Raw genomic sequence first — 21,429 nt, 5'->3', positions numbered from 1 at the left:
CCCTTGGTCTCTGGGCGGTTCGTCAAATACCGGACCGGTAGCGATTTGATCCAGGCCGCCGACGCAGCGATAGCAATGGCCTTGATAGCGTACCCGCAGAGCCCGAACGCACGTTTACGGGTGTTCTATGAGAAACGCCAGCCCACAAACTGTGGGTCGTGTTGCTGCCAGCGTTCTAATTCCTTACTGGCCAGCGATTCCGCCGCGTCAGAGTTCATTATTGCGTTTCTGGAATGTGGTTGAGGAATGGTGCATGGGCGAAAGTGTTACACACGGAATAGCTGATTGCAACAGGCATAGGCGAATAATAATTGACGCGACATGGCTCGGGTGTTGAGAGCCCTGGGAGCGATCACCTATCACAGTGCGTACGGAATAAATCGTGGTCCCCTTGAGAATGCATCGATTTCCATTCACTGGTGCCGGAGGTCGCGTGAATAACGGGGTAAAGCGATATATAAACAGCATTTTAGCGGCAACTGGTCAGGATGATCGCGAGCCTGAGAGGTTAGCTGTCGATACCGGATCGGTATCCTGTTGTGGGTCCGTTACGGAAGCTAATGAATACTGATTTCCTCTATAGACAGGCTATGGTGGAGTTGCGTCGGCATACCGATGTATGAGCGACGCCTGGGTTGGTCATGCACTTGGGTGCACGCATACCGCTTGTCATCCGCGGGACGGAAAGCGCGCGGGAGGCAGGCCAGCGGGAAAGTGAACTGCTCGACGCCTCACGCGCAGGGCCACTATTGCGATGGTGCGGTGAGCAGGACAGTGCCATAGCCTGCGGTCATTTCCCCCTCTTCCCCTTGGTCCCGGCAACGAACGCTCAGCCAATCTCGGTCGTGCTGATCCGCTCCCGGCCAAGCAGGCGGGGGATTTGGCCCAGCTTGGTGTGCGTCGTCGCGCGGAAGTTGGTTCCGTGGGAATCAGGACGGGGCCTTTCCGGACTCTTGGAGGATGGGGGTTGCCAAAGTCGCGGTGCCCTCCGGGCTTGCGAGGTGGCCCTTGGTCTCGGGCTGCACCTTCCGAAGGTCCTGCCGCAAGCGTTGCGCCTCCAGCGTCAGGGCCTTCTTCTCCTCGGTCAGCGCCGCTTCCCGGGCCCGGGTCTCAACCACTGCCGCCTGATGCTCGGCGAGGCGGCTGAGCCAATGCTGGGTGTCCGCATCCCTGGACTGCTGTTCGGCCTGGACGGTGGCCGTGAGCGTGGCGAGCTGGCCGTCGCGCTCGGACACTGAGCCGCGCAACTGTTCCACCAACGCCTGTACGGCTACAAGGTCCGCCCGCGCCTGCGCCGCCGATTCCCTGGCGGTCGCCTCCGCGCGCTCCAACAACTCGGCCCGCGCCGTCGCGACCTCCTGCTCCACTTGGAGCCGGGCGATGCGCTCTTGGGCCGCCATGAGGCTTACCGCCGACGCCGCGGCAACCCGCTCGGCATGATCCCGTTGGCGGGACTGCTCCTCACCCTGGGCCCGGGTCTTGGCGAGGGCCTCGGTCGTCTCCTGGAGGGTCGCGGTCCGGGCTGCGAGGCTGTTGCCGGCCAACTCCAAGGCGTCCTGCGTTTCCAGCAGCGTCGCGCCCTGGCTGGTCAGTTCGGCGGTCAGACGCTCGCTCTCGTTCCTGGCTGCGTCGCGCTCGCCTGCGACTGCGGCGACTTGGGCGTCCAGCCCTGAGACTTGGGCCTCAAGCGCTGCCTTCACACCGTCCCACTGCACGCCAGCCAGCCGGCACGCCTGGTCCCAGACTCCGACTACTTGGGTGCGTAGCGCCTCGGGAATACCGGGGATCTGAAAGCGCCGGGCGGCCTCGTCGAGCCAGTCGTCGATTCCGGCGCCGATCGCCTGCTGCGAGCCCTTGCCACCCAGTCCCTCGCGGACGGCGGCGATGGTCGGGCGCTTGCCGGCGGCGGCGAGGGCACAAGCGGCCTCGAAGGCGCGTTGGCGGGTCGATCCGTGGGCAGTCATGGTGATTCCGGTGGGCGGTCGAGCGCGCCAACGGCACCGACTCGACTGCGCTCGATGATCGAACTCACCGCTCCATGGACGGACCATGCGCCCGTCCATGCCTCCCCCGGCCGATGCACCAGGCGATCGAGCCATAGACGGGTGACTTCACCGTCCGGATTGCGATCGACCCCCAGGACCTGCGCCACGATGGGCGCGGAACGACCGGAGCGGCGGATGGTGACTGACCCGTCACCAATGACAACCTCGATATCGCTCATCATCACGCTCCTATGCTGCCAGTCGGTCCCGGACTTCATGGGTACGGCACCCCATCAGCCCCGCCAAGTCCGCGACGAACCCCCCCAGAATGGTATCGAGATGCTGGAACTCGACGCCATCCAAGCCCGGGTTGCCCCAATCCAGTCCGGCGCTGATGGCATCGCGCTTATGCGCCACCATCTGCCCTTGGTAGTCGTCGATCGACCCGCGCAAGTGGACGAACTCGGTGGTCACGGGCTGGTTCTGCTGGGGCCGCAGCACCCGGCCCTCGGCCTGGTCCTCGGTCTTGGCGGTCCAGGAGCGGGTCAGGAACAGCACCCGATCGGCCTCCGGGATGTTCAACCCCTTCTGCGCGACCCCCAGGCTCGCCAACAGCACCGGGGCGGAGCCGGCGCGGAAGCGCGTGTTCAGTTCTCGCACCCGCTCAGCGATCGGCTTGCCGCCATGGATGGTCACTTGCTCAATGCCGCGCCCATCCAACGCCCGTCCGATGACCCCCAGCAACTCGGGCCATTCGGCGTAGGCGATGACCTTGTGGCCGCCCTCGACCAAGCCCGCCAACCGGTCGACCACGTACCGCTGTTTGCTGGTGAGTCCGCCGTCGTAGACGAACGGCGATGTGTCCGCGCGGCGTTGCGGGATTGCCGCCGCGATCTGCACCGCCTGGATACGCCCCAGCAGGGCGATCAGGTTGCGCTCGCGTGAGGTGGCTTGGCCCTTCAGGTACCACTGGCGGAAGTCCTCCGCGACCCGCAGGTAATGGGCCAGGTGCGTCGGGTCCCAGTCCAGGGTGGTCACATGGCGCTCTGGTACCGGGATCTGGAAGTGCCGCATGACCTCCGGCTCCTGGGCCACGCGCCGCTTGACGTGGTGGGCGAGGGCCGCGCGGTAGGCCGACAGGTTGCGCAGCTTCGGGACTTCCCGCTTGGCGCCGGTGGTCATGGTGTCCTTGAACGCATTGGTCACCCACTCAAAGGTAACGAACTGCTCGCGCACCCGATCGACCCCCGGCACGCAGTCGCGGGTCGATTGCCGTAGCGCCGGGTCCAGATACCAACGGTGCATTCCGTACACCTGCGCGGCGGTCGCATCGCCCCCGGTGAAGGCGAGCACCGCGAAGGCATCGCGCGGATAGTTCCCGAGCGGCGTCCCGGACAACGCATAGCGCCGCTTGGCCGCGAGCTTCCACAAGGCGGCAGTCTGGGCGGTGCCTTTGTTGCGCAACAGGTCCCCCTCGTCGGCGACCAGGCAGCCGATGCGGTGCCGCAGGCGGCTTGCGTAGGTCCGCCGCTGGTGGGCACCGTGGATCGGCCCGCGCAGCCGGTGGTAGCTGATCACGTTAATCCGCCGCAGGGTGTCCAGATCCCGCGGGCGCTGGATGACCTGCCAATCCGCGGCCGGGATCGGGAGCCTGGCCAGTTCGGTGCGCAGATCGTCGATCAGGTACGCCTCGGTGCAGATCAGCCCGGCGGTGCAGCCGGACAGCAGGATCAGCCCGGCCGCCAGCCGCGCCTTGCCGAGGCCGACGGCCCAGGCGGCGACGGCACCGCGGGTCATCGACAGTTCCAGCAGGTCCTCAAACTGGTAGTCCCAGGACAGAAACCCATCCAGGCCCAGGGCCTGCCCGCGGCGGCGCAGTTCGGCCGCCCGCTCGGGGAAGGCCGTCAAGCGTCCGGGATGGACCGTCTCCCACCGATCCTGCGCCTGTCCGGTGACGACGGCGAAGCGGCGGTTGATGTCCTCTTCCGTCAAGGCGAAGTCGCGCCCGCCGACCCGGTACCGGTAGGACCCGGTGCCGTCGGGCGAGAAGGCCACTTCCGCCCCCGCCTTGATGACCGGCGAGCCCCAGGTATCAGGGTCCACCAGGTGCAGGGTGCGCGCCTTGCCGACGAGCGGGCCGGCCGGGCCGTGCGCCATGTCGGCCTTGACCAGGACGGTATGGCGGAAAGGAGTCCGCTCGATGCGCAGGCGGCGGACGCGCTTGCGCAGGTACCGCATCAATCCGGGGTCGACCTGCAGGTCGGCACCCGCGGCGCGGATCACGTCGCACAGCGCCTCAAGGGACGCCAGGGGGTCTTCTTGGATCAGGTGCACCTCGATATCCAGCGCGCCCTGACCGGTGGACTTCACCCCCTTGGGGTAGCGGTGGCCCTCGATGCCGGTCGGGGTGAGCCGCTCACCCAGGATCGCGTTACGGACCTTGGCCTCGATCAGACCGCAGGCAAAGCCCAGGGTCAGTTTGCGCCCCGAGTGGCCGAGCCGGACCTTGGCATTGCCCGTGACCGCACGGTTGATGGTCGGTCCTTCATCGACGATCCCGGTTTCGCGCAGCCGGGGGGTCAGATGGCGGGTGGTGCGGCACGACAGGCCCAAGTCTGGCGCCAGGGTCAGGGCGTCGTCCAAGGTCTCGACGCGGATCGCGGCGCCGGGTGCCCGTGGGTCCTTGGCGAAGAACAGCACCGACACCCGCACATCCGCCCCCTGGTCGTGGAAGCACCAGGCCGGGGCGTGGAAGGCCGCCACCAGTCGCGGCCAGGCCATGGGTTCTCCGATCAGCGTGTCGGCGTAGGATCGGGGAAGGACGGCAGCCACCACGTCAGCCGCCGCCAATGCCTGCTGTAGCGCATAGGGGTGCGATAAGGCCGAGGTCGCCGGCCCGAACCGTCCGTAATGCGTGGCCGGACCGGCAACTAGGGTCGGGGCCTCCAGGTGGAGCGAGAAGGGCGGGTTGATCAGAGCGACCCCGAAACCCGTCGGGTCGATCTGCTCCATGCCCACGGTTGAGAAGTGGCACTGGAACCCGGCTGCCTTGGCAGTTTCGCCGAGCGCCGTCACGCTGGGACCGTGAACATCGGTCCCGGCCAGCGTGTGGCGGGCCGGATCGGCGAACTGAAGCAGCGCACCGGAGCCGCAACTGGTGTCGATCAGGGGTACCCGCACGCCGGTACCGTCTCTGGTCAGGGCGCGCGCCAGGGCAGGGGAGACCATGCGCCAGATCCACGCGGCGAGGGGGTCCGGGGTGAAGAACTGACCCAGGTGCGCCAAGCGCGCCGCGTGCAGTCCAGCGAGCGACCCCGGACGCGGCGCCAGGCTACCGAGCGAGGCCCGGCCGCGCAGGGCCTGGCGCCAGTCAGTGGCAGGGATCTCGGTCGGGACGGGTGCGGCAGTCGTCACGCGGCCTCCTGGGCATCGGCGGTTTGGGAATGACGGCCGTAGAGGGCCAGGAACAGTTGCAGTTGCACGCCGATCGCGGCACCGAAGATGAACTCGAACCGGGTGTGATAGGTGACAATGTGCAGGGCCGGGGAGACCCTGATCCGTTGCCGGGAGACCACTGCGTAATCACGGTCGCACAGGCGGCGTTTCGTCTCCTCGAGCCCGCCCGCGAGATTGCTGGCGTCCTCTGCCCAGACCGCGAACGTCTGCAAGTAGCCCAGCAATTGAGCAAGTTCTCCTTGCCGGCCCCAGGACAGCGGTTTGCGGGTGCGCGTCTCAAATGAACTGTCGATATAGACCCGCGTGGACAGGACGATGCCTTCACGGCGGCGCTCGACGACCGCCCCCGGTCGCAGGTCAAATTCGCCGTCGATGCAGCACGCGGCCTTGCGGTAGGCCAGTGCAACGCCCTTCTCGCCGCCATAGTCCTGTTCCAGTTCGCGCCACAACGCCGCGGGATCGAACTGCTCGGGGCGAAAGACGTCACCCCGACCCGCGCGGTCGGCGCACGCCTCAGTGACGAAACGGGTTTGGAAATCACCATAGGGAATGCTCAGCGCCGGGCACCCGGTGGGCGTGAACGCCTCATTGGCCATGCCGACCAGGCGGGCGACGATCGCCGCGGCACGTTTCGTCAGGTCCGTCCGGGACTCATAGGTGTCCTTGGAAAAGGTTTGTTGGGAAAATGCTTCGATCGCAAGCTCACTGGCCTCACGTTGAGCGAGTGCGTTGGATCGCGCATCGAATGCCCGTCTGGCCGCGACATACTCGCGCCAGAGGTCAGCATAGACCTCGCCGGGATTCCTATTCATTTCCCACCCCCTCTGAAGCAATCAAGTGCCATGCCGTGGTTCGCGCCGCCGGCTTGCGAACGACAAACGCATCAGCCGTCGAATCGGCGCGCCAGCAGCGCGTGCTGCGATGAATCCCGCCCCAGCGCATCCGCGTTGATGCGTGCGCGATCACGGCCGTCATCCCCTCCATGCGCTTAGTCGGCCTGGACGAACGCCGCCACACGGCACGCTATCAACTCCGGAACTCCAGCGATGGCCGCATCGACCGCACGCTGTACAATCCCTGACAGATCAATCTGCGTGAATGCGTCGCGCAACTTTTCGGCCTTCTGCTCATCCCACTCACTATCGGCGTCGAGCGGTTCATCAGCCCATAGATGGACCGTGGCAGAAGCCCATCTTTCGCGGGGTTTCGGTGTTTCACTCATGGCGGATACTCCAGGAAACTGATCTAAAAGACGAAGTCCAATTGTTGCCCAGTCGCCGGAGCCGTAGGCAGGTGACCCAAAGCGGTTTCAATGGCCCGTTGGTTCGCGTAGAACACCTTGTCCGCTAGGGGCCGCGGACAACCCATATAGGCCCGTCCTTTACGGACGCTGAAAAACGCTCTATCGGTGTCGCGGGTCGCGGTGTGCCACTCATAGCAAACTCAGCAATAATGAAAGACATAAACCATGGGGCGTAGCCTAGCAAGAACGGTGGAAAACGTAAAGCGGAAAGCTATATATTTTCATCGCCATTGACGCTATTTTGCGGGCCGCTATAATGGCAACTATGGCGGGTAGCTACACCGCTCCAGGATGATCGAAATTCTTGGATCAGACGCGTGGAACAGGGAAGTAACGGTGCGGAATGGTTCGGCGAACAAACGAAAAGACGGGCGAAACCAGTGGCTAAGGATGCTGTTGGGTGGCGTGGAACGGAAACGTGGAACAGTGACGATGCGCAAGGCCGCTGGCGAAGGGGATGCAAGCCTGATGAAGGCGCTTTGCTGGCTGCGCAATGCCGACTGGGACTCTGGCGGCCTGGGGTCTGATATCCCACATCATCGTTTCTCGGTGTCCAGATACGACAATCTAATACGAGGCAGTAGATCGGCGAGTGATCCGTAATGAAAGCTGGAATTCCCGCCCCATCCGTAACGCCGCAGTTGGTCAGCGGTGGACCCTCCAGTCGTAGCCAAACCAAGGCCAAAGAGAGAACGCCATGACGCCTGAAGAACGACTCACCCCGCGGCAACGCGCCCTCTACGAAGCCATCAGCGACGTGAGCGAGGAGCGTTGGTGCGCGGGATGGTTGATGGGGATCGAGTACCAGTTATGGGCCGAACTTCACGACGCCGGCAGCAGGCAGGGAACGGACGAACGCGATGACGCACAGTTGGAAACGGTGCGTACCCTGTCCGACGCCGTCGGCGGCTGGATCATCTGGGCCGATGATCAGACCCACCCGGACTTGCCGACCAATGAGTGGGGGCCGCGGTTCGTGCCGCTGCCGGAGTGGTTGGCCATGGTCGCCGCCGAACGCCACGGATCAGCCCATGAGGCGGGGATTCCCCTGTGACCACGATGCGCGACCCGCTCGGCCAAGCCGCCCCTGGCTACACCGACGAACAACTGCGCGCCATCGAACACACCGGCGGCCACAGCCTCACCTACGCCGTGGCCGGCTCGGGCAAGACCCACATGCTAGTCGGCCGGGTCCTGTTCCTGCTGGAGCAGGGAATCCCGGCGGAACGTATCCGCGTGCTCGCCTTCAACCGTGAAGCGGCGAAAGAGTTCCAGACCCGGCTCACGGGCGTGCTGCCGACCCACCGCGCCGCGCCCAAGGTGTCCACCTTCCACAGCCTGGGGCTGTCGCTGACCGTGCTGTTCGAGCAGCAGGAACTGCTGCCGCGCCGCCACCTGGAGGCGAGCGAAGCCGTGGAGAAGAAGTTCGCCCGCGAGGCCGCCCTGGCGGCGCTGAAAGAGGCGGGCAGCGACGAGTATCCGAGCCAGGATGCGTTCGAGGCGTTTCGCGCCTTCATCGGACTGGTCAAATCTGATCTGCTGTCCGCGGCGGACGCCTTCCGGACCTTTGGTTTGCTGCCGACCTGTGCCTACTTCGTCCGGGCCTTCGCGCACTTTGAGCAGGCGCGCGAGCGCGCCGGCCTGCGGTTCTTCGCTGACCTGCTGTCGGACCCCGTGGCGGTGATGCGGGCCAACCCCACCGCGCTCGCGTTGGTCACCAACAAGCTGGACCTGGTGGTGGTCGATGAGTTCCAGGATGTCAGTCGCGTCCAGGTGGAGTTGCTGATCCAACTGGTGGGCACCCGGGCGCACCTGAACGCGGTGGGCGATGATTCCCAATGCATCTACGCTTGGCGGGGTGCGCGCCCGGAAATCATGGGGGAGGAGTTCGCGCAGCACTTCCCCGGGGCGACCCGCTACACCCTGTCCCGGACCTTTCGCTTCGGCCACCGGGTGTCGCTGGCCGCCGCCCAGTTGATCGGCCATAACCGCAACCGCATGGATACCCTGTGCGTCTCGGCGCCGGCCACGCCCGACACCGGCATCGCGGTGCTGCGCGCCACCTCGGCCGGGGATCAGGCGGCGGTGGTGGCGGCCATCGACGACTGGCGCCGTTCCGGGCGGTCGCTGCGCGAAGTCGCGGTCCTCGCCCGCCTCTGGGCCCAGACGCTGAGCCTGGAACTGGCCCTGCTGGAGCGCGACATCCCCTACGTCAAGGCGAAGGACGACCTGTTCCGGGTCCCCGAGATCGCCGGGCTCCTGGGTTACCTCCGCCTCGCCGCCGGCACCCTCTTCGCCGAGCCGCGCGCACGCGAGATCGTCCGCCACATGCTGTCGACCCCGACCCTGTGGCTCACCGCGGCGACCCTGGATGCCTTGGCGGATGCCATCGTGGAGGCCCCCGCGCAGGCCCCGGCCAGGCTCATGGCGACCGCCCGCCAGGCCAAAAAGCCCTATCACGCAACGCGGATCAGCGATCGTGCGCAACTGTGGCACGAGGCCCTGGGGTGGGCCGAGTGGCCGGCAGCCGATGCGCTGCGGTACTACGCCAGTACGACCGATCTGGTGAGTGCGTTCGCCACCGCGGCGACCAGCGAGGCTGCGGCCGAAAAGGAGTTGGCCTTCCAGACGCTCCTGGATTGGGCGGTACGCACCCGCACGACGGTCGGTGAGTTCGTCACCCGTATGGATGCGCTGCGCCGGGCGCGGGAGCGCTACGAGGCCGGGGGCGATGCCGTGCTCTTGTCCTCGATCCACCAGGTGAAGGGACGCGAGTTTCCCCTGGTCATCGTCGCCGGGCTGGAAGACGGGTTGTTCCCGTCGCGCCGCGCCAATGCCGAGGAAGAGCGGCGGCTCGCCTATGTGGCACTGACCCGCGTCCAGGAGCAACTTCTGCTGATCGTGCCGCCGGATGCGCGCTTCGATGCGGTGTGGCTTGGCACCCCCACCCGGGGACCCGCGCGGGCCAAGAGCCCCGCCAGCGCCTTCGTCTTCGAAGCCAATCTGCGCACCAGCACGGTACTCGGGGAGGCGATTACCCATCGGCTGTCCGGCGTCGACCACGGGGCACTCTTGCCGGCGGCGGCGCTGTCGGCGGCGCCGGTGCTCAACCGCTATCTCGGGGAAGTGGGGCTTGAGGAGCGCTATCAGGCGCCGGTGGAGCCACCGACGGCGCCGGTGTCTCCCGGTGACTGGGGCCTCAACGACCGGGTGCGCCACCCCTTCTTCGGCGAGGGCCTGGTGGTCGGCATTCGTGACCAGGACATCCTGGACATCAACTTCGGCGGAACCCGCCGCTCCATCAAATCGGGCGTCGTGGCCATGGAGCGGCTGTGAACGCTCTGGAGCCACATGCCGGAGGAACCGCCGGACTCTTTGATCCCGCCCTCGGCCGCCTGCCGAGCGCGGTTACCCACGCGCTCTTCCGCGGCGACGATTGGCTGGCGACCTCCGACCTGTCCATCACCACCGCACTGGAGGCCGCCGCGCCGAACACCCGGATCGCCTGGACCTGCGACTGGGCGGTCTTCCGGACCTGGGCACTGGGCCGGGCATCGGCCTGGTACCCGGACGAACGCGACCGCATCCGGATCCCGGCCCGGCCGGAACTGCTGGTGCGGTTCGTGACCGACATGTTGGGTGGCTACGATGGGGAACCGGCCCGCGCCCGCGCCACGGTGCTGCGCTACCTGAGCACCCTGAGCACGCTGCATCGCCTCCTGGATGCGCCCGATCCGACCAAGGCGGCGATGGTGCGCAACACGGTCAAGGCGAAGACGCGTGGCAGCGGCGGCCAGGACCAGGCGGCGCCGTTCCGCTGGACCGATGTTCTGGAGGCCCTGGCGGCGCTGACCCGTGACCCCGCGAACCTGAAGGGGCTGCGGGATGCCGCTCTGCTGGCGGTCGGCCACAACACCATGGCGCGCCGTGCCGAGTTGGTGGCCATCGATGTTGCGGACCTGGAGTTCACGGACGGCGACGGTGCCCTGGTGATGCTGCGACCGACCAAGCAGCGACTGGCGGCGGAGCCGGAGCCCCGGTATCTGGCGCCGCTGACCGCGGACCTGCTGCGCACCTGGATGGCGCGCGGCAACATTCAGTCAGGACCGGTGTTCACCCGCTTGCGCAGCAACGGCGGGCGTGGCCCAACCGCCGTGTTGCTGGTCACGGCGCAGCGCTTGAGCGCGCCGGAGGTCAACTCGGTGGTGAAACTCGCCGTGGCGCGGATCGCCATCATGAATGGCACTTTAGACGTGACGGGCAGCGACCGGCGCGAGGTCAGGCGGGCGATGCTGCGGTATGCGGCGTCCTTCTCCGGGCACTCGCTGCGGGTCGGCGCGGCCCAGGACCTGGCGGCGGCCGGCGTCTCGACGGCGGGGATTCTCCAGGCCGGGGGCTGGAAGGATGAGCGGATGATCCGGCGGTACCTGCGTAAGTTACGGGCACGCGAAGGAGGGATGGCGCAGTTCTTTGGGGCTGGTGCACCAGCGTGACGGATGCAGGATTCTTTCCTTGGTCTCTTCCAACGTTCCTCGGAGACGAAGAAACGAGGAAGCAAGGAAGCCGGGAAGTTGAGAAGGGAGGATGTGAAGTTCGCCGGGCGGGGCCAGGCGGATGTTGAGCCGTCCCCTCCTTGTCGCCTGGTGGAATGTTTCACCGTCTCGGACGAACGGGGAAGCGATGAAGCAACGAAGCGGTAAAGAGAGGAAGGCGGGAAGCAATGAGACGTGCCGAACTCAAATGGCGTCACCCTCGATCTGGCCGCGCAACGCGATGTCGCCGGCAGACGGCTTCAAAGGAACGGGCGTTCAGGGGAAGTGAGGAAGCGAGGAAGGAAAACGGCGATGCAGCCAAGAAGCAGGGAAGCGAGGAACCGTTGAAATCATATAACAAAGCTTGATCAACCAGGGGGTTAACCTGTGCCAAATGTCGTCGCCATCCTTAATCCCAAAGGCGGGTGCGGGAAAACCACCCTGGCCGCCCATCTGGCCCGAGCGCTGCACCTCAAGGGTCAGACGGTCCTGCTCGCCGATGCCGACGCGCAAGGCAGCGCCCGTGACTGGCACCATGCGGGCGACGGGAAAGCCGGCTTTCCCGTGATCGGCCTGGACCGGCCGACGCTCGATCGGGACCTGATCTCCTTGGGCGCACCCTACCAGTGGGTCTTCATCGACGGCGCCGCCAAGCTGGAGAAAATGAGCGCGGCGGCCGTCAAGGTCGCGGACCTGGTGCTCATCCCGATCCAGCCCTCGCCGTTGGATATTTGGGCCTGCGACCCGCTGGTCGAGATGATACAGGCGCGACAGACCGTCACGGACGGTATCCCCGCGGCGGCTTTCGTGATCACCCGGTCCAAGAAGGGCACCCTCCTGGCGCGGGAAGTCGCGGACGCGATCAAGATTTACGGGTTCCCGATCCTGCAAGGGGCCATCTACGATCGCACGATCTTCGCCCGGTCCATGGCCGACGGGTCGACGGCTATGGACGACGAGCCCACGGGGCCGGCCGCGTGGGAGATCCACCACCTGCTCAAGCAAATCCAGGAGGCGTTCGATGTCTGAACCGCGTTTGAAGGTCAAGCCCCGCCCCGGGCAATCGGCCGCAGGCAGCGGTACGCCGCCGGATCTGGTGCCGCTGACAGCGCTGGTCGCCGAGGAACCCACTGCGCGGCTCAATGTTCAGATCCCGGCGAAAATGCGCCAACAACTGAAGATTCGGGCGGTTCAGGAGGGGCGTACCGTTCAGGACTTAGTTAAGCAACTCATCCAAGGTTACCTGGCGTCCACCCACGAAGCGGTCAGGTAAGACCCGGACATTCTAGGAACACACGCGGCAGGGTAGGGCGGGCCAATCTGAGGCTCGGTTGGGGTATACCTATCCCGGTGAGGGTCAGTGAAGTCTCGATCATCGGTTCATTCTGCCGCATCAGGAGCCGTCGACTGCGGACAATGGGGCCGCGGATGTTTGTCAGTGTCCCGCTACGTGACCCAAAATGGGTATTCTCCGACTAGCCAGTAATCGCTCTTACGCATTAGATTCAGTGGCCAGCCCAATCGATCAGGTCAAGCGGTGATCATGTCGTCAATCTTGACCCTGAACGCTTGAGCCGGGCCAGTCTCCAGAACATCGTCATCACGGTGGCGGACCAGTGGAGCGCGCCGAGGACTGACGACGAAGCGGTGGGGCAATAAGCCCGACGGCGCTCCGCACACTGTGTGCTCGGTGGCGCTTAAACGTCGTATGCGGCGCTCGTGCAGGGTGTCGATAAAGAAATAATGTGAGAACAACGATGTCCAATGAAGCTGCGCATGTGCAAGTGAGCGGGAACCAGGGTTTCCCATCACTGGCTGAACCCGAGTCGCGCGCTCGACGCGCTGATTTCTGGGTTTTTCTCGTTATGCTGGTGCTTGCGCTTATAGGTGCTGGCGTGTCGCAGGTCGAGGACCGTGGTGGGTTTCTGTGGCTGTACTGGTTCGGCCTGATCCTGGTCTATGCCGGGATCAGTATAGTAAGGGCTTGGTTAAAGGCCAAACAGCAGGCACGGCCCGTGTGGCCGATGATTCGCACCGAGGTCCTTCACTGGCTAGGCGCCCTGATTGCGATCAAGATCATTCTTCTGTTCGAGGCAACCGGAGTCACGGACCGCGGGCCAGCCTCGGTATGGTCCCTCCTGGTTCTCGCCTTGAGCTGCTATCTGGCGGGGGTGTATTTCGACTGGACCTTCATGCTGCTCGGGGTCATCCTCGCGGTCATTGCCGTTGCGCTCGGGTTCCTGGACCAACTGTCGCTGTTCCTGGTCGTGCTGCCATTGGCCGCCGTGGCGGCTGCGGTCGTCTTTAAGCGCAAGTTCGCTTGAACTGCTCGAGCAACTGAGCGACGCCGCCGGTGTCGGGCGAGGATGAGCCGGCGCGGTGACGCGGGCGCAACCCAAGGCGGCACACCCCGCGAACGATCCGTCTGATGCGGCGCCTCCGTGCCAACCAATCTCGGGAGGGGGTCGCGTATCGCCCCCCCTTTTTCCATGACAAATCATTGAGGAGCCGACCGCCATGTCCGATATCGAATTCGCCCCGCTGCCCGCCGCCGAAGTCGCTCTGTTCGGTGACCTACAGAAGAACTGGGGCTGGTTACTCGCTGTCGGGATCCTCTCCATCGCGCTCGGGACCATCGGGCTCGGCGCCAGCTTCGGTCTGACCCTGATCACCGTGCTTCTTTTTGGGTGGCTGCTGTTGGTCGCCGGGGGCTTCCAATTGGTGGATGCCTTCGGCTGCGCGGGCTGGAAGAGCGTGCTGGGGCACGTACTGACCGCGCTGCTGTACATCCTGGCCGGGTACCTGATCGTTCAGGACCCGCTGCTCGCCTCACGCAGCTTCACGCTGATCATCGCCGGCGTCATGATCGCCGTCGGGGTGTTGCGCATCTGGATGGCGTTCCAGCACCGGGTCGCGCCGGGATGGATCTGGGCCGTTCTGGCCGGACTGCTGTCCATCCTGCTCGGCGGCATCATCATCGCCCAATGGCCGGTGTCCGGTCTGTGGGTGATCGGGCTGTTCGTGGCCATTGAGTTACTGCTGAACGGCTGGGCGGCGGTGTTCGTCGCACTGGCGGCGCGGCGTGCGGGTAAGATTGGCGCCGCGGGTGCCGCGGGTGCCGCGGCGGTCTGAGGGCAGGAGAACCCGGAAAGTGGGCGGGTCATTGAACCGCCCGCCCGCCCGCCCGCCCGGGTGGCGTTCGCCATCGATCCAGGTCCCAAACGGAGAGCGCCATGCACCGCCGCCTGTTGATCTGCATTCAAGCGATCTCGATGGCCACGCTCATCGGCGGCGTGTTCACACCGGCCGAGTCGGCACCCCAGACCCCACCTGAGCCGGTCCCAACGGCGAACCCGATCGACTACGGCCGGGACATTCAACCGATCTTCAATCGGCGTTGCATCGCCTGCCACGGGTGCCTGGGTTCGCCCTGCAACCTGAAGCTGGATTCCTTCGCGGGCGCGCAGCGCGGCGGCTTCGGCCTCAACCCCTATGCCAGCCACATCTCGGCCTATCCGCGCACTGATATGGATGCCGCGGCGACCCTCGCCCAGTGGCGCCAACTGGGGTTCTACCCGGTGGTCCCAGCAGGCCCCGCCGTCCAGCATTCTACGCAAGAGCACCTGGCCCAAGAGGATCTGGCCAAAGAGAACCTGGACGGCTCACTGATGTATCGCATGTTGGCCGCCGGGAGTGATGGTGCGCGGTTGATCAGGCCGTCGGAGCGGGATACGCGCAGGTCGTCGGCATGAATCGCTGGTGGATCGGCTGCCGGTCTATATTCATTGGCTCCAGACCAGCGTGGTTCCCTGGGCTCACGATCATTTCGGTTTCGGTCCAGCGACGTTCGAGCTGGAGTTATTGCATACGCGGCTGACCGAATATGCGCAGAAGATCAGCACGGTGACCATCAGTCTGGTGGAGTCGTTGGAGTCCTCTTCGACCGTGATCTTCACCTGGCTCGCCCATCTGGTGCTGATCCCACTGCTCACATTCTATCTGTTGCGCGACTGGCATGTCGTGCTGGCCAACATCCATGAACTGCTGCCACGCGCCATCGTAGATCACGTCAGCGACCTGACACGGGAATCGGATCAGGTCGTCGGGGCATTCCTGCGTGGGCAGTTCATCGTGATGGCCATGCTGGGTCTCTTTTATTCCGTGGGTCTGGCACTGATCGGATTGGAATTTCCGTTGATCATCGGGATGCTGGCAGGACTGGTGAGCTTCGTGCCTTACCTGGGCCTGATCACCGGTATTCTGCTCGCCGGTGCCGTTTCGATTCTGGAATTCCATAGCGTGCTTAGCATTTTTCCGGTCCTGCTCCTGTTCGGTCTGGGACAACTTGCCAATGATTTCTTCCTGACCCCCAAGCTGATCGGAGATCGCATCGGTCTGCACCCGGTGGCCGTGCTATTCGCGGTGCTGGCCGGGGGCTATTTATTTGGACTGGTGGGAATACTGCTCGCACTACCGATCGCCGCGGTCATTCGGGTACTGTTGCATGGCGCCCGTGATGCCTATCTGAGCAGCAGTCTGTATCGAGGTTGAGGAATCATTGCGGCCGGTGCCCGTCGGCAGCGCATGACGCGGCCACGGGCGGCCAGCGACCAGTACGATGCCCTCCTGCACCCGAGCGGGCTATTTTCTGGCGGACGACGGGTCAACGACCGTGTCCAGGCTCGACACGATCAACCGAGCCGGTGCCGAGGTCTTCAAGATCGCCATCGGCGCCATCCCGATGCTGGTGTTATCGCTAGGGGTACGGCGGTGGCCGGGCCTCCGTCGCTCGGTCAAGCACCACCCCCAAGGGTGCCAATAACTTCGCGGCCTTGGCGCGGCCCCCTAAGCATAGCCCAACTTTCATTGGCTGGGGCGAGCGCCCCGATCGATCATGACCGTTGGGGTGAGGAACGAACCCCAACATCTTTGGGACATGGATCAAAAAGGTTGGGGTTCGCAAGACTCATGCCCGAGATTGCGTTCGTTTCGACCCAAAGCGCGACGATTGCCGCGATCCGCGCCATTCGCGACACGCCGCGGTGAGGGTATGCGGTCGATCAGGCCGGCGGAGTGGGAGATTGCAGCAGCGCCTCAATCCTAGCGGCGGTTTCGAGCATGTCGACGCGGCGATCGAGATTGAACTGCCGAAAGTGACCGCTGGTCGTCGGCAATACCCAGTAGAGCCCGCGCGTGTCGCGCGCGACCCAGCCGCGTTTACATAGTTGGGTCAATTTGCGCCGCGTCGTTTCGTAAGGGACGCACAGACAGGACGCTAGTGAGTAGGCATTGAAGGCACGTTGCGGATTTGACAGCACGGTCTGCGCCGGTTGATCGAGCTTCAGAACCGAGCCGAGTTGCTCGCCGCGCTTGACGGCACCGGGTGCCAGCGCCGCGATATTGCGGTGGCCGAGCTCCCCGAGCAGGACGACCTGTAGCAGATCGCCGTCGAAGTGCGGTGCGAGCTGCAACAGATGCCGCACGTTGTAGCCGGTCAGATAGACCATGGCCGCCGCCATCGGCGCCCCGGTCGGGGCTGCGGGAACTGACCAGTGAATGGACTGGGGCAGTTCGTCGCTGCGGCACGCACGCATAGCGGCCAAGGCCTCGGTAACGCAGGCGCCGATCGATGCCGTTGCCGGGTCGGACAGCTCGCGCACACGTGCTGCCGTCCAACGGAAATCGCGCATACGTTCCGATCCGCCATCGGCCCACAGGTAGTCCGTGAACTTTGTCGCGACGCTCCACTGGCCCTCGGCGTCGCGCACGATCCAACCGAAGCCATCGAGCTGCTGGGCGGTACGCCGCAGCGTCTCGCGCGGGACGCCGGTCGCGTCTCCGATCTCGCGCAGCGAATAGCCTCTTGGGATCGGTCGCGTCTGCAGCCCCATGCTTTCCAGCACCACTGCGGCGGCGTGCGCGAGCGCTGGGTCGGGGTCGGCTAGCCGTCCGGCCAGCCATAGCAGGACCGGAAGCACCACCCATTCGGCGTGGCCGTCGAAACGGGCGCGCACCGCGTTGATCTGGCGCAGGTGATAACCGGCGGAAAGCAGCGTCAGGGGCAGCTCGACACGCTCCGCCGGCGATGGCGCCTCTTGCAGCCCGCGCGTTGCGGCAGACGCAACGAGTTCAATATCCCCTCCGGGACCATCGGCGTTGGCATTCATGGCGACTCCCGGCTGGATGAGCGGAGCTGTCCGGCCACTCACCGGAACGTTTCAAACGGTGGTGCCGCTTGTATTTATAGCAAATTAGTCGGGTATTAGTCAAGAGCCGGACGCGCGAGCGCGGCCTTGAATAGCCCCGGAGCGACACCGATCGCCCCCCGGTGGGTTGTCGTACCCACGCCAAAATACCACCACGGCGCGTTCGGCTCAGAAGTTCCAAAAGACCTGCGCCTGGAATGACGACCAGGGTTTAGCCGCGCCGTCCGGCGTCGCTTGCCGGACGGCCGCGCCCGGCCATGCGGATGCGGCCACGCCGAGGAAATAGAGGTTGCGCGAGATGGACCAGCGCGCGACGAGCTGTAACTCATGCCCCAGATCCTTGGAACTCAATTGCGAGAGGGCCGGATTGCCCCCGCGGTTATTGAACTCGTCCGCGAAATGCAGGAAATAGTCGAGGGTCAGATCGACTCCCGCCATCGGGCTGACATTGAAGCGGACGCGATGGCTGGCGCGGTTGCCCTGGCTCAACGCCTTGGCCAGCGAGATGCCCTGCAACCATTCCGACAGACCACCGGAAAACAGCGGATCGAAGCGCTCGTAACGGCTGCTGCGCGGGTCATCTCCGGAGAAATACGCATAGCGATACGATAGGCTTGGGTTCCATGGCCACGCGGAGGCCAGGTAGCCGAGTGTGCCGTAGCCGGCCCATGCCGACATCGGGAAATGCTCATTGGTCTGGTGCGCGACCTCGGTCTCGGTCCAGACGCCGGACAGGTGCCTGCGATCCGACCAGCGCAGATGCGCAGCCAGGGTCGTTAATCCCGCTCGCCCGAGCGGCGGCCCGTCCGGGACCAGGTAGCGTGTAGCGGATTGCGGGACCTGGATCAGGGTTGCGTCGCCGTAGAATTGTGGCGTGACCGTGTAGCGCAGGTTCGTTCCCGCCACCCGGGTATTGGACTCGATGGGCTCGTATTCGTTGGGATCGAGATAAAAGCCTTGCAGGGTCCAGCGCCCGATCGTCGCCTGTCCGAGCGCGGCGAAGTCGTGCGCGGTTCGAGGCGCCAAATAGACGCCCGGACGGGGACCGGCGTTGTATTGGGACCCGTATTGCGAAATCAGGAAGCCATCGTTGAGCGTGAAGTTCTGTCGGCCGATCGACATATTCCCTTTCATGCCCGTGCGTGGGCTGACATAGAGTAGGCCGGCGTAGAGGTCTTCGATGTTGGTCGTCCACCGGGTATCGTCCCGGAAGATGTCGCGCCCGGCGGACATGGCGGTCAGGGCGGTCGCGGCCCCGTAGAGGTAATAAGGCGAATCGCCGACCTGCATGGAGCCGCCCAACCCGTATTCCGCATAATTTTCGATCCAGGTCGCGCGGCCCCGAGTCCCGGCGCCCACGGCCGGGTCCTGGACGAGCGGATTGCCGCGTGTAAAGGTCGCGGGATTGCCGAACCAGGGATTGCCGTCGGTAAAGACCCCGGAGCCCCCGTTGAGGATCACCCGGACCAGGCTGCGATCACTGCGATAGAGGACGGGGAAGGGCGCAATCGCCCGTTCGGGAAAGACGCCGGAAGGCTCGGCCACGGCGGCCTCGCCAGTCTCTAGCTTCACCGTCACGACCAGCGCCACGGTGTCGGGATTGATGCGCGCCTGGAGGCGATAGGTGGCGCTTCGTACACCGGAGATGCGCCTAATGCGCAGCATCGCGCTGTCGGCGATCAGCTCGTTGAAGCGCTCGCCGGCGCCCATTCCGACCAGGTCGCGCGCCTGCTCGCCGAGGGATGCGTCCCGTTGGGGGTCGCCGGTCGAGCCCTGTAGATCGATCAGGACCTCGCTTAGGCTGACCCCTTGCGTATTGTCCAGCAGCCTGAGTGGACCTGGGCTTGCCAAAGGGGAAACGCCCGCGGCCGCGGCGCCGTCGCTGGTTCCGAAGACCGCGACCAGCAGGCAAAGTCCAACGATACGACGGGGAGTAAGTCGCGACCGGATCACTGCGGCTTCAGGCGTACCCGGGTACCGCCGCCGTGTACCTGGATCGTCTGACCGCTGACCCAGGCGCCGGCACGCGACGCCAACCACAGGAAGGCATCCGCGACATCCTGGGGCGAGCCGGCCCGGCCGGTCAGATTGTTCGGATGCGCGAGCTTCTCTTGTGCCGCGGCATCCAGCCCGGCATCGGCATAGCCTGCGGTCAGGACCGTGCCGATCAGCACGGTGTTGATCCGAACTTGCCCGGCGAAGTAGTGCGCGAGCCCCAGCATCATGTGGTTCATCGCGGCCTTGGCCGCGGAATACGGCAAGAAGTCGAAGGCGGGCAAGGTGCCTACCATCGATCCCGAATTGGTGATCGACGCGTTCTGCGCCTGCAACAGGAATGGTCGGCATGCCGCTGTCATGCGCAGTGCCGAGATGGTATTCAGCCGGTAGCTGTCGATCATTTCCTCGGCCGATACCGCGAGCGGGTCATCGACGGCGCGGCCCCAGCCCACGTTGTTAACCAGCGTGGAAATGCCGCCGAATACCGCGACGGTTTCATCGACGCAGCGCTGGATATCCGCCTCCACCGTCACATCGCAGCCGATGCCCTTGACCGCGCGCCCGGTCTGCTCGGCGATCGTCGCGGCGGTCGCCACGGCCTGGTCGCCGTTGAGGTCCGCGATCATTACGCCGGCACCCGCACCGGCGAAAGTCCTGGCGATGGCCTCGCCGATATTTTGGGCACCGCCGGTGACGATGGCGATCTGTCCGTCCATGCGAAAGTCGGCAAAGGGGTCGAATTGGACCATGCGCTCGCTCCGCTGCATATGGAATCAATGGGAAGACACTGCCGGGACCGGCACGATCAGTCGAGTTCCTGAACTCCGCCGCCGCTCACGGTCAGCACCTGCCCGCTGATCCAGGCCGCCGCGGGCGAACAGAGAAAGAGCGCCGCATAGCCGATGTCGATAGGCTCTCCCAATCGCTGCAACGGCGTACGCTTTAGCATCGCGGTCTCGATCTGGGGTGTCAATACGCTGCCGAGAGCGGCGGTACGGATCGCCCCCGGAGCGATCGCATTCACGCGGATCTGATCGGGCCCCAGGTCATAGGCCAGGTTGCGGGTCAGATGACTGAGCGCCGCCTTCGAGGAGGCGTAAGATGCCATCCGCACATTGGCGTTCTCGGCCGACATGGAGCTGATATTGAGAATAGCCCCGCCACCTGCCTTGGCAAGCTCCGGCGCGCCCAGTTGGCACAGCCGGAACACCGAGAAAACGTTGAGTTCATAGGCCCAGATGAAGTCTGCCAGCGGCATGTCGAATGGCTTTGGACCGCCCCCGCCGGCATTGTTCACCAACACGCTGATCTTTCCGAACTGGTCGAGTGCGGTCTGTACCAGGGCCGTGCGATCGTCTTCCACGGTCACGTTGCAGGCGAGGCCCATCGCCTCCCCGCCAGTGTTGCGGATGCCCTCGGCAACGGCTTGCGCACGGACGGCGTCAAGATCGCTTACCAGCACCGAGGCGCCGACGCCCGCCAAGGTCTCGGCGATGCTCTGGCCGATGCCGGCCCCGGCACCGGTGACAATGGCCACTTGGCCATCCATTCGAAATGCGTCAAGCAGCGGCATTTTAAAATCTCCCGTGACAACGGGCGTGGGTCGCCTTTACGGCGGCGGCGAAGCCCAGGCTATCAAAGTTACCTTGCGCGGCCAATTTCAATCCGCTTGGCCATGGTGATGGTTGTCGTGGTGATGCGATCGGCATACGCCGCGCGATTGATCCGATCATCGGCGAGTGCCGTGATCCCAGTTACCGTGGGGGTGAGATTAGCCAATGCGCGTCGGGATCGACAAGCGCTCGGTTACTCAAAATGGGGCAAGCCGTGTTATTGAGGGGCACCGCCCGTAGGCGACGGTCGTTGCGAGCCTAGCATCGGGGGAGAACCGGACGGGGCATTCAGGGACCGCTTCGCCATCCTGCGCAACAGCCTCCAGCGGTGGCCTT

At 65.0% G+C, this 21,429-nt stretch carries 18 protein-coding genes; 9 read left to right on the top strand and 9 right to left on the bottom strand.

The window, feature by feature from the left end:
* Positions 1-929: 929 nt before the first annotated feature.
* From A39O_RS0108840 to A39O_RS0108820, 5 genes are all read right to left on the bottom strand, one after another.
* Complete coding sequence (locus tag A39O_RS0108840) at positions 930-1,964, bottom strand: DNA-binding protein (RefSeq protein WP_020504311.1); 1,035 nt, start codon at positions 1,962-1,964, stop codon at positions 930-932.
* Entirely contained in the window at positions 1,961-2,224 is a 264-nt protein-coding gene (locus A39O_RS41690) for a hypothetical protein (protein WP_169338425.1), read from the bottom strand. The genes A39O_RS0108840 and A39O_RS41690 overlap by 4 nt, the downstream gene beginning before the upstream one ends.
* Before the next feature lie 10 nt (positions 2,225-2,234).
* Positions 2,235-5,399, bottom strand: coding sequence for a helicase-related protein (locus A39O_RS0108830; protein ID WP_020504309.1), 3,165 nt, complete (start codon positions 5,397-5,399; stop codon positions 2,235-2,237).
* Positions 5,396-6,253, bottom strand: coding sequence for a hypothetical protein (locus tag A39O_RS0108825; protein WP_020504308.1), 858 nt, complete (start codon positions 6,251-6,253; stop codon positions 5,396-5,398). Before A39O_RS0108825 ends, A39O_RS0108830 begins: the two co-directional genes overlap by 4 nt.
* A 176-nt stretch (positions 6,254-6,429) precedes the next feature.
* Positions 6,430-6,663 carry a hypothetical protein gene (locus A39O_RS0108820; protein WP_020504307.1) on the bottom strand — a complete coding sequence of 78 codons (234 nt, stop codon included), beginning with the start codon at positions 6,661-6,663 and terminating at the stop codon, positions 6,430-6,432.
* A 778-nt stretch (positions 6,664-7,441) separates the two neighbouring features.
* Between A39O_RS0108820 and A39O_RS0108815 the strand changes: the two genes are divergently transcribed.
* The 9 genes from A39O_RS0108815 (at position 7,442) to A39O_RS32725 (ending at position 15,827) form a co-directional block, all read left to right on the top strand.
* Positions 7,442-7,798 carry a hypothetical protein gene (locus A39O_RS0108815; protein WP_020504306.1) on the top strand — a complete coding sequence of 119 codons (357 nt, stop codon included), beginning with the start codon at positions 7,442-7,444 and terminating at the stop codon, positions 7,796-7,798.
* 5 nt (positions 7,799-7,803) lie between these two features.
* Positions 7,804-10,080: an ATP-dependent helicase gene (locus tag A39O_RS0108810; protein ID WP_026199257.1), complete on the top strand. Its 2,277-nt coding sequence runs from the start codon at positions 7,804-7,806 to the stop codon at positions 10,078-10,080.
* Positions 10,077-11,237, top strand: coding sequence for a tyrosine-type recombinase/integrase (locus A39O_RS0108805; RefSeq protein WP_020504304.1), 1,161 nt, complete (start codon positions 10,077-10,079; stop codon positions 11,235-11,237). The genes A39O_RS0108810 and A39O_RS0108805 overlap by 4 nt, the downstream gene beginning before the upstream one ends.
* Before the next feature lie 426 nt (positions 11,238-11,663).
* Entirely contained in the window at positions 11,664-12,305 is a 642-nt protein-coding gene (parA, locus tag A39O_RS0108800) for a ParA family partition ATPase (RefSeq protein ID WP_020504303.1), read from the top strand.
* Entirely contained in the window at positions 12,298-12,549 is a 252-nt protein-coding gene (locus A39O_RS0108795) for a ribbon-helix-helix domain-containing protein (RefSeq protein WP_020504302.1), read from the top strand. The genes parA and A39O_RS0108795 overlap by 8 nt, the downstream gene beginning before the upstream one ends.
* 484 nt (positions 12,550-13,033) lie before the next feature.
* On the top strand, positions 13,034-13,600 hold the full coding sequence (locus tag A39O_RS32730; protein ID WP_245561845.1) for a hypothetical protein: 567 nt from the start codon (positions 13,034-13,036) through the stop codon (positions 13,598-13,600).
* Between the two features lie 193 nt (positions 13,601-13,793).
* Positions 13,794-14,408, top strand: a complete 615-nt coding sequence (locus A39O_RS0108780) for an HdeD family acid-resistance protein (protein ID WP_020504299.1) — start codon at positions 13,794-13,796, stop codon at positions 14,406-14,408.
* Between the two features lie 101 nt (positions 14,409-14,509).
* Entirely contained in the window at positions 14,510-15,028 is a 519-nt protein-coding gene (locus A39O_RS0108775) for a hypothetical protein (protein WP_020504298.1), read from the top strand.
* Positions 15,029-15,035: 7 nt separating this feature from the next.
* The gene (locus A39O_RS32725) at positions 15,036-15,827 is read left to right on the top strand and encodes an AI-2E family transporter (RefSeq protein ID WP_020504297.1); all 792 of its coding nucleotides are present in this window, start codon (positions 15,036-15,038) and stop codon (positions 15,825-15,827) included.
* Between the two features lie 509 nt (positions 15,828-16,336).
* Here the strand turns inward: A39O_RS32725 and A39O_RS0108760 are convergent.
* The 4 genes from A39O_RS0108760 to hdhA form a co-directional block, all read right to left on the bottom strand.
* Entirely contained in the window at positions 16,337-17,443 is a 1,107-nt protein-coding gene (locus tag A39O_RS0108760; protein WP_020504295.1) for a helix-turn-helix domain-containing protein, read from the bottom strand.
* 207 nt (positions 17,444-17,650) lie between these two features.
* Positions 17,651-19,333 (bottom strand): alginate export family protein, encoded by a 1,683-nt coding sequence (locus tag A39O_RS0108755; protein ID WP_020504294.1) that lies wholly within the window; start codon positions 19,331-19,333, stop codon positions 17,651-17,653.
* Between the two features lie 98 nt (positions 19,334-19,431).
* On the bottom strand, positions 19,432-20,196 hold the full coding sequence (locus tag A39O_RS0108750) for an SDR family oxidoreductase (RefSeq protein ID WP_211211557.1): 765 nt from the start codon (positions 20,194-20,196) through the stop codon (positions 19,432-19,434).
* An 89-nt stretch (positions 20,197-20,285) separates the two neighbouring features.
* Positions 20,286-21,053 carry a 7-alpha-hydroxysteroid dehydrogenase gene (gene hdhA / locus A39O_RS0108745; RefSeq protein WP_026199254.1) on the bottom strand — a complete coding sequence of 256 codons (768 nt, stop codon included), beginning with the start codon at positions 21,051-21,053 and terminating at the stop codon, positions 20,286-20,288.
* Positions 21,054-21,429: the final 376 nt, after the last annotated feature.

The organism is Lamprocystis purpurea DSM 4197 (assembly GCF_000379525.1).
GTDB lineage: Bacteria > Pseudomonadota > Gammaproteobacteria > Chromatiales > Chromatiaceae > Thiodictyon > Thiodictyon purpureum.
The sequence above is the reverse complement of the archived record's forward strand: the minus strand, read 5'-3'. Positions and strand labels throughout refer to the sequence as shown.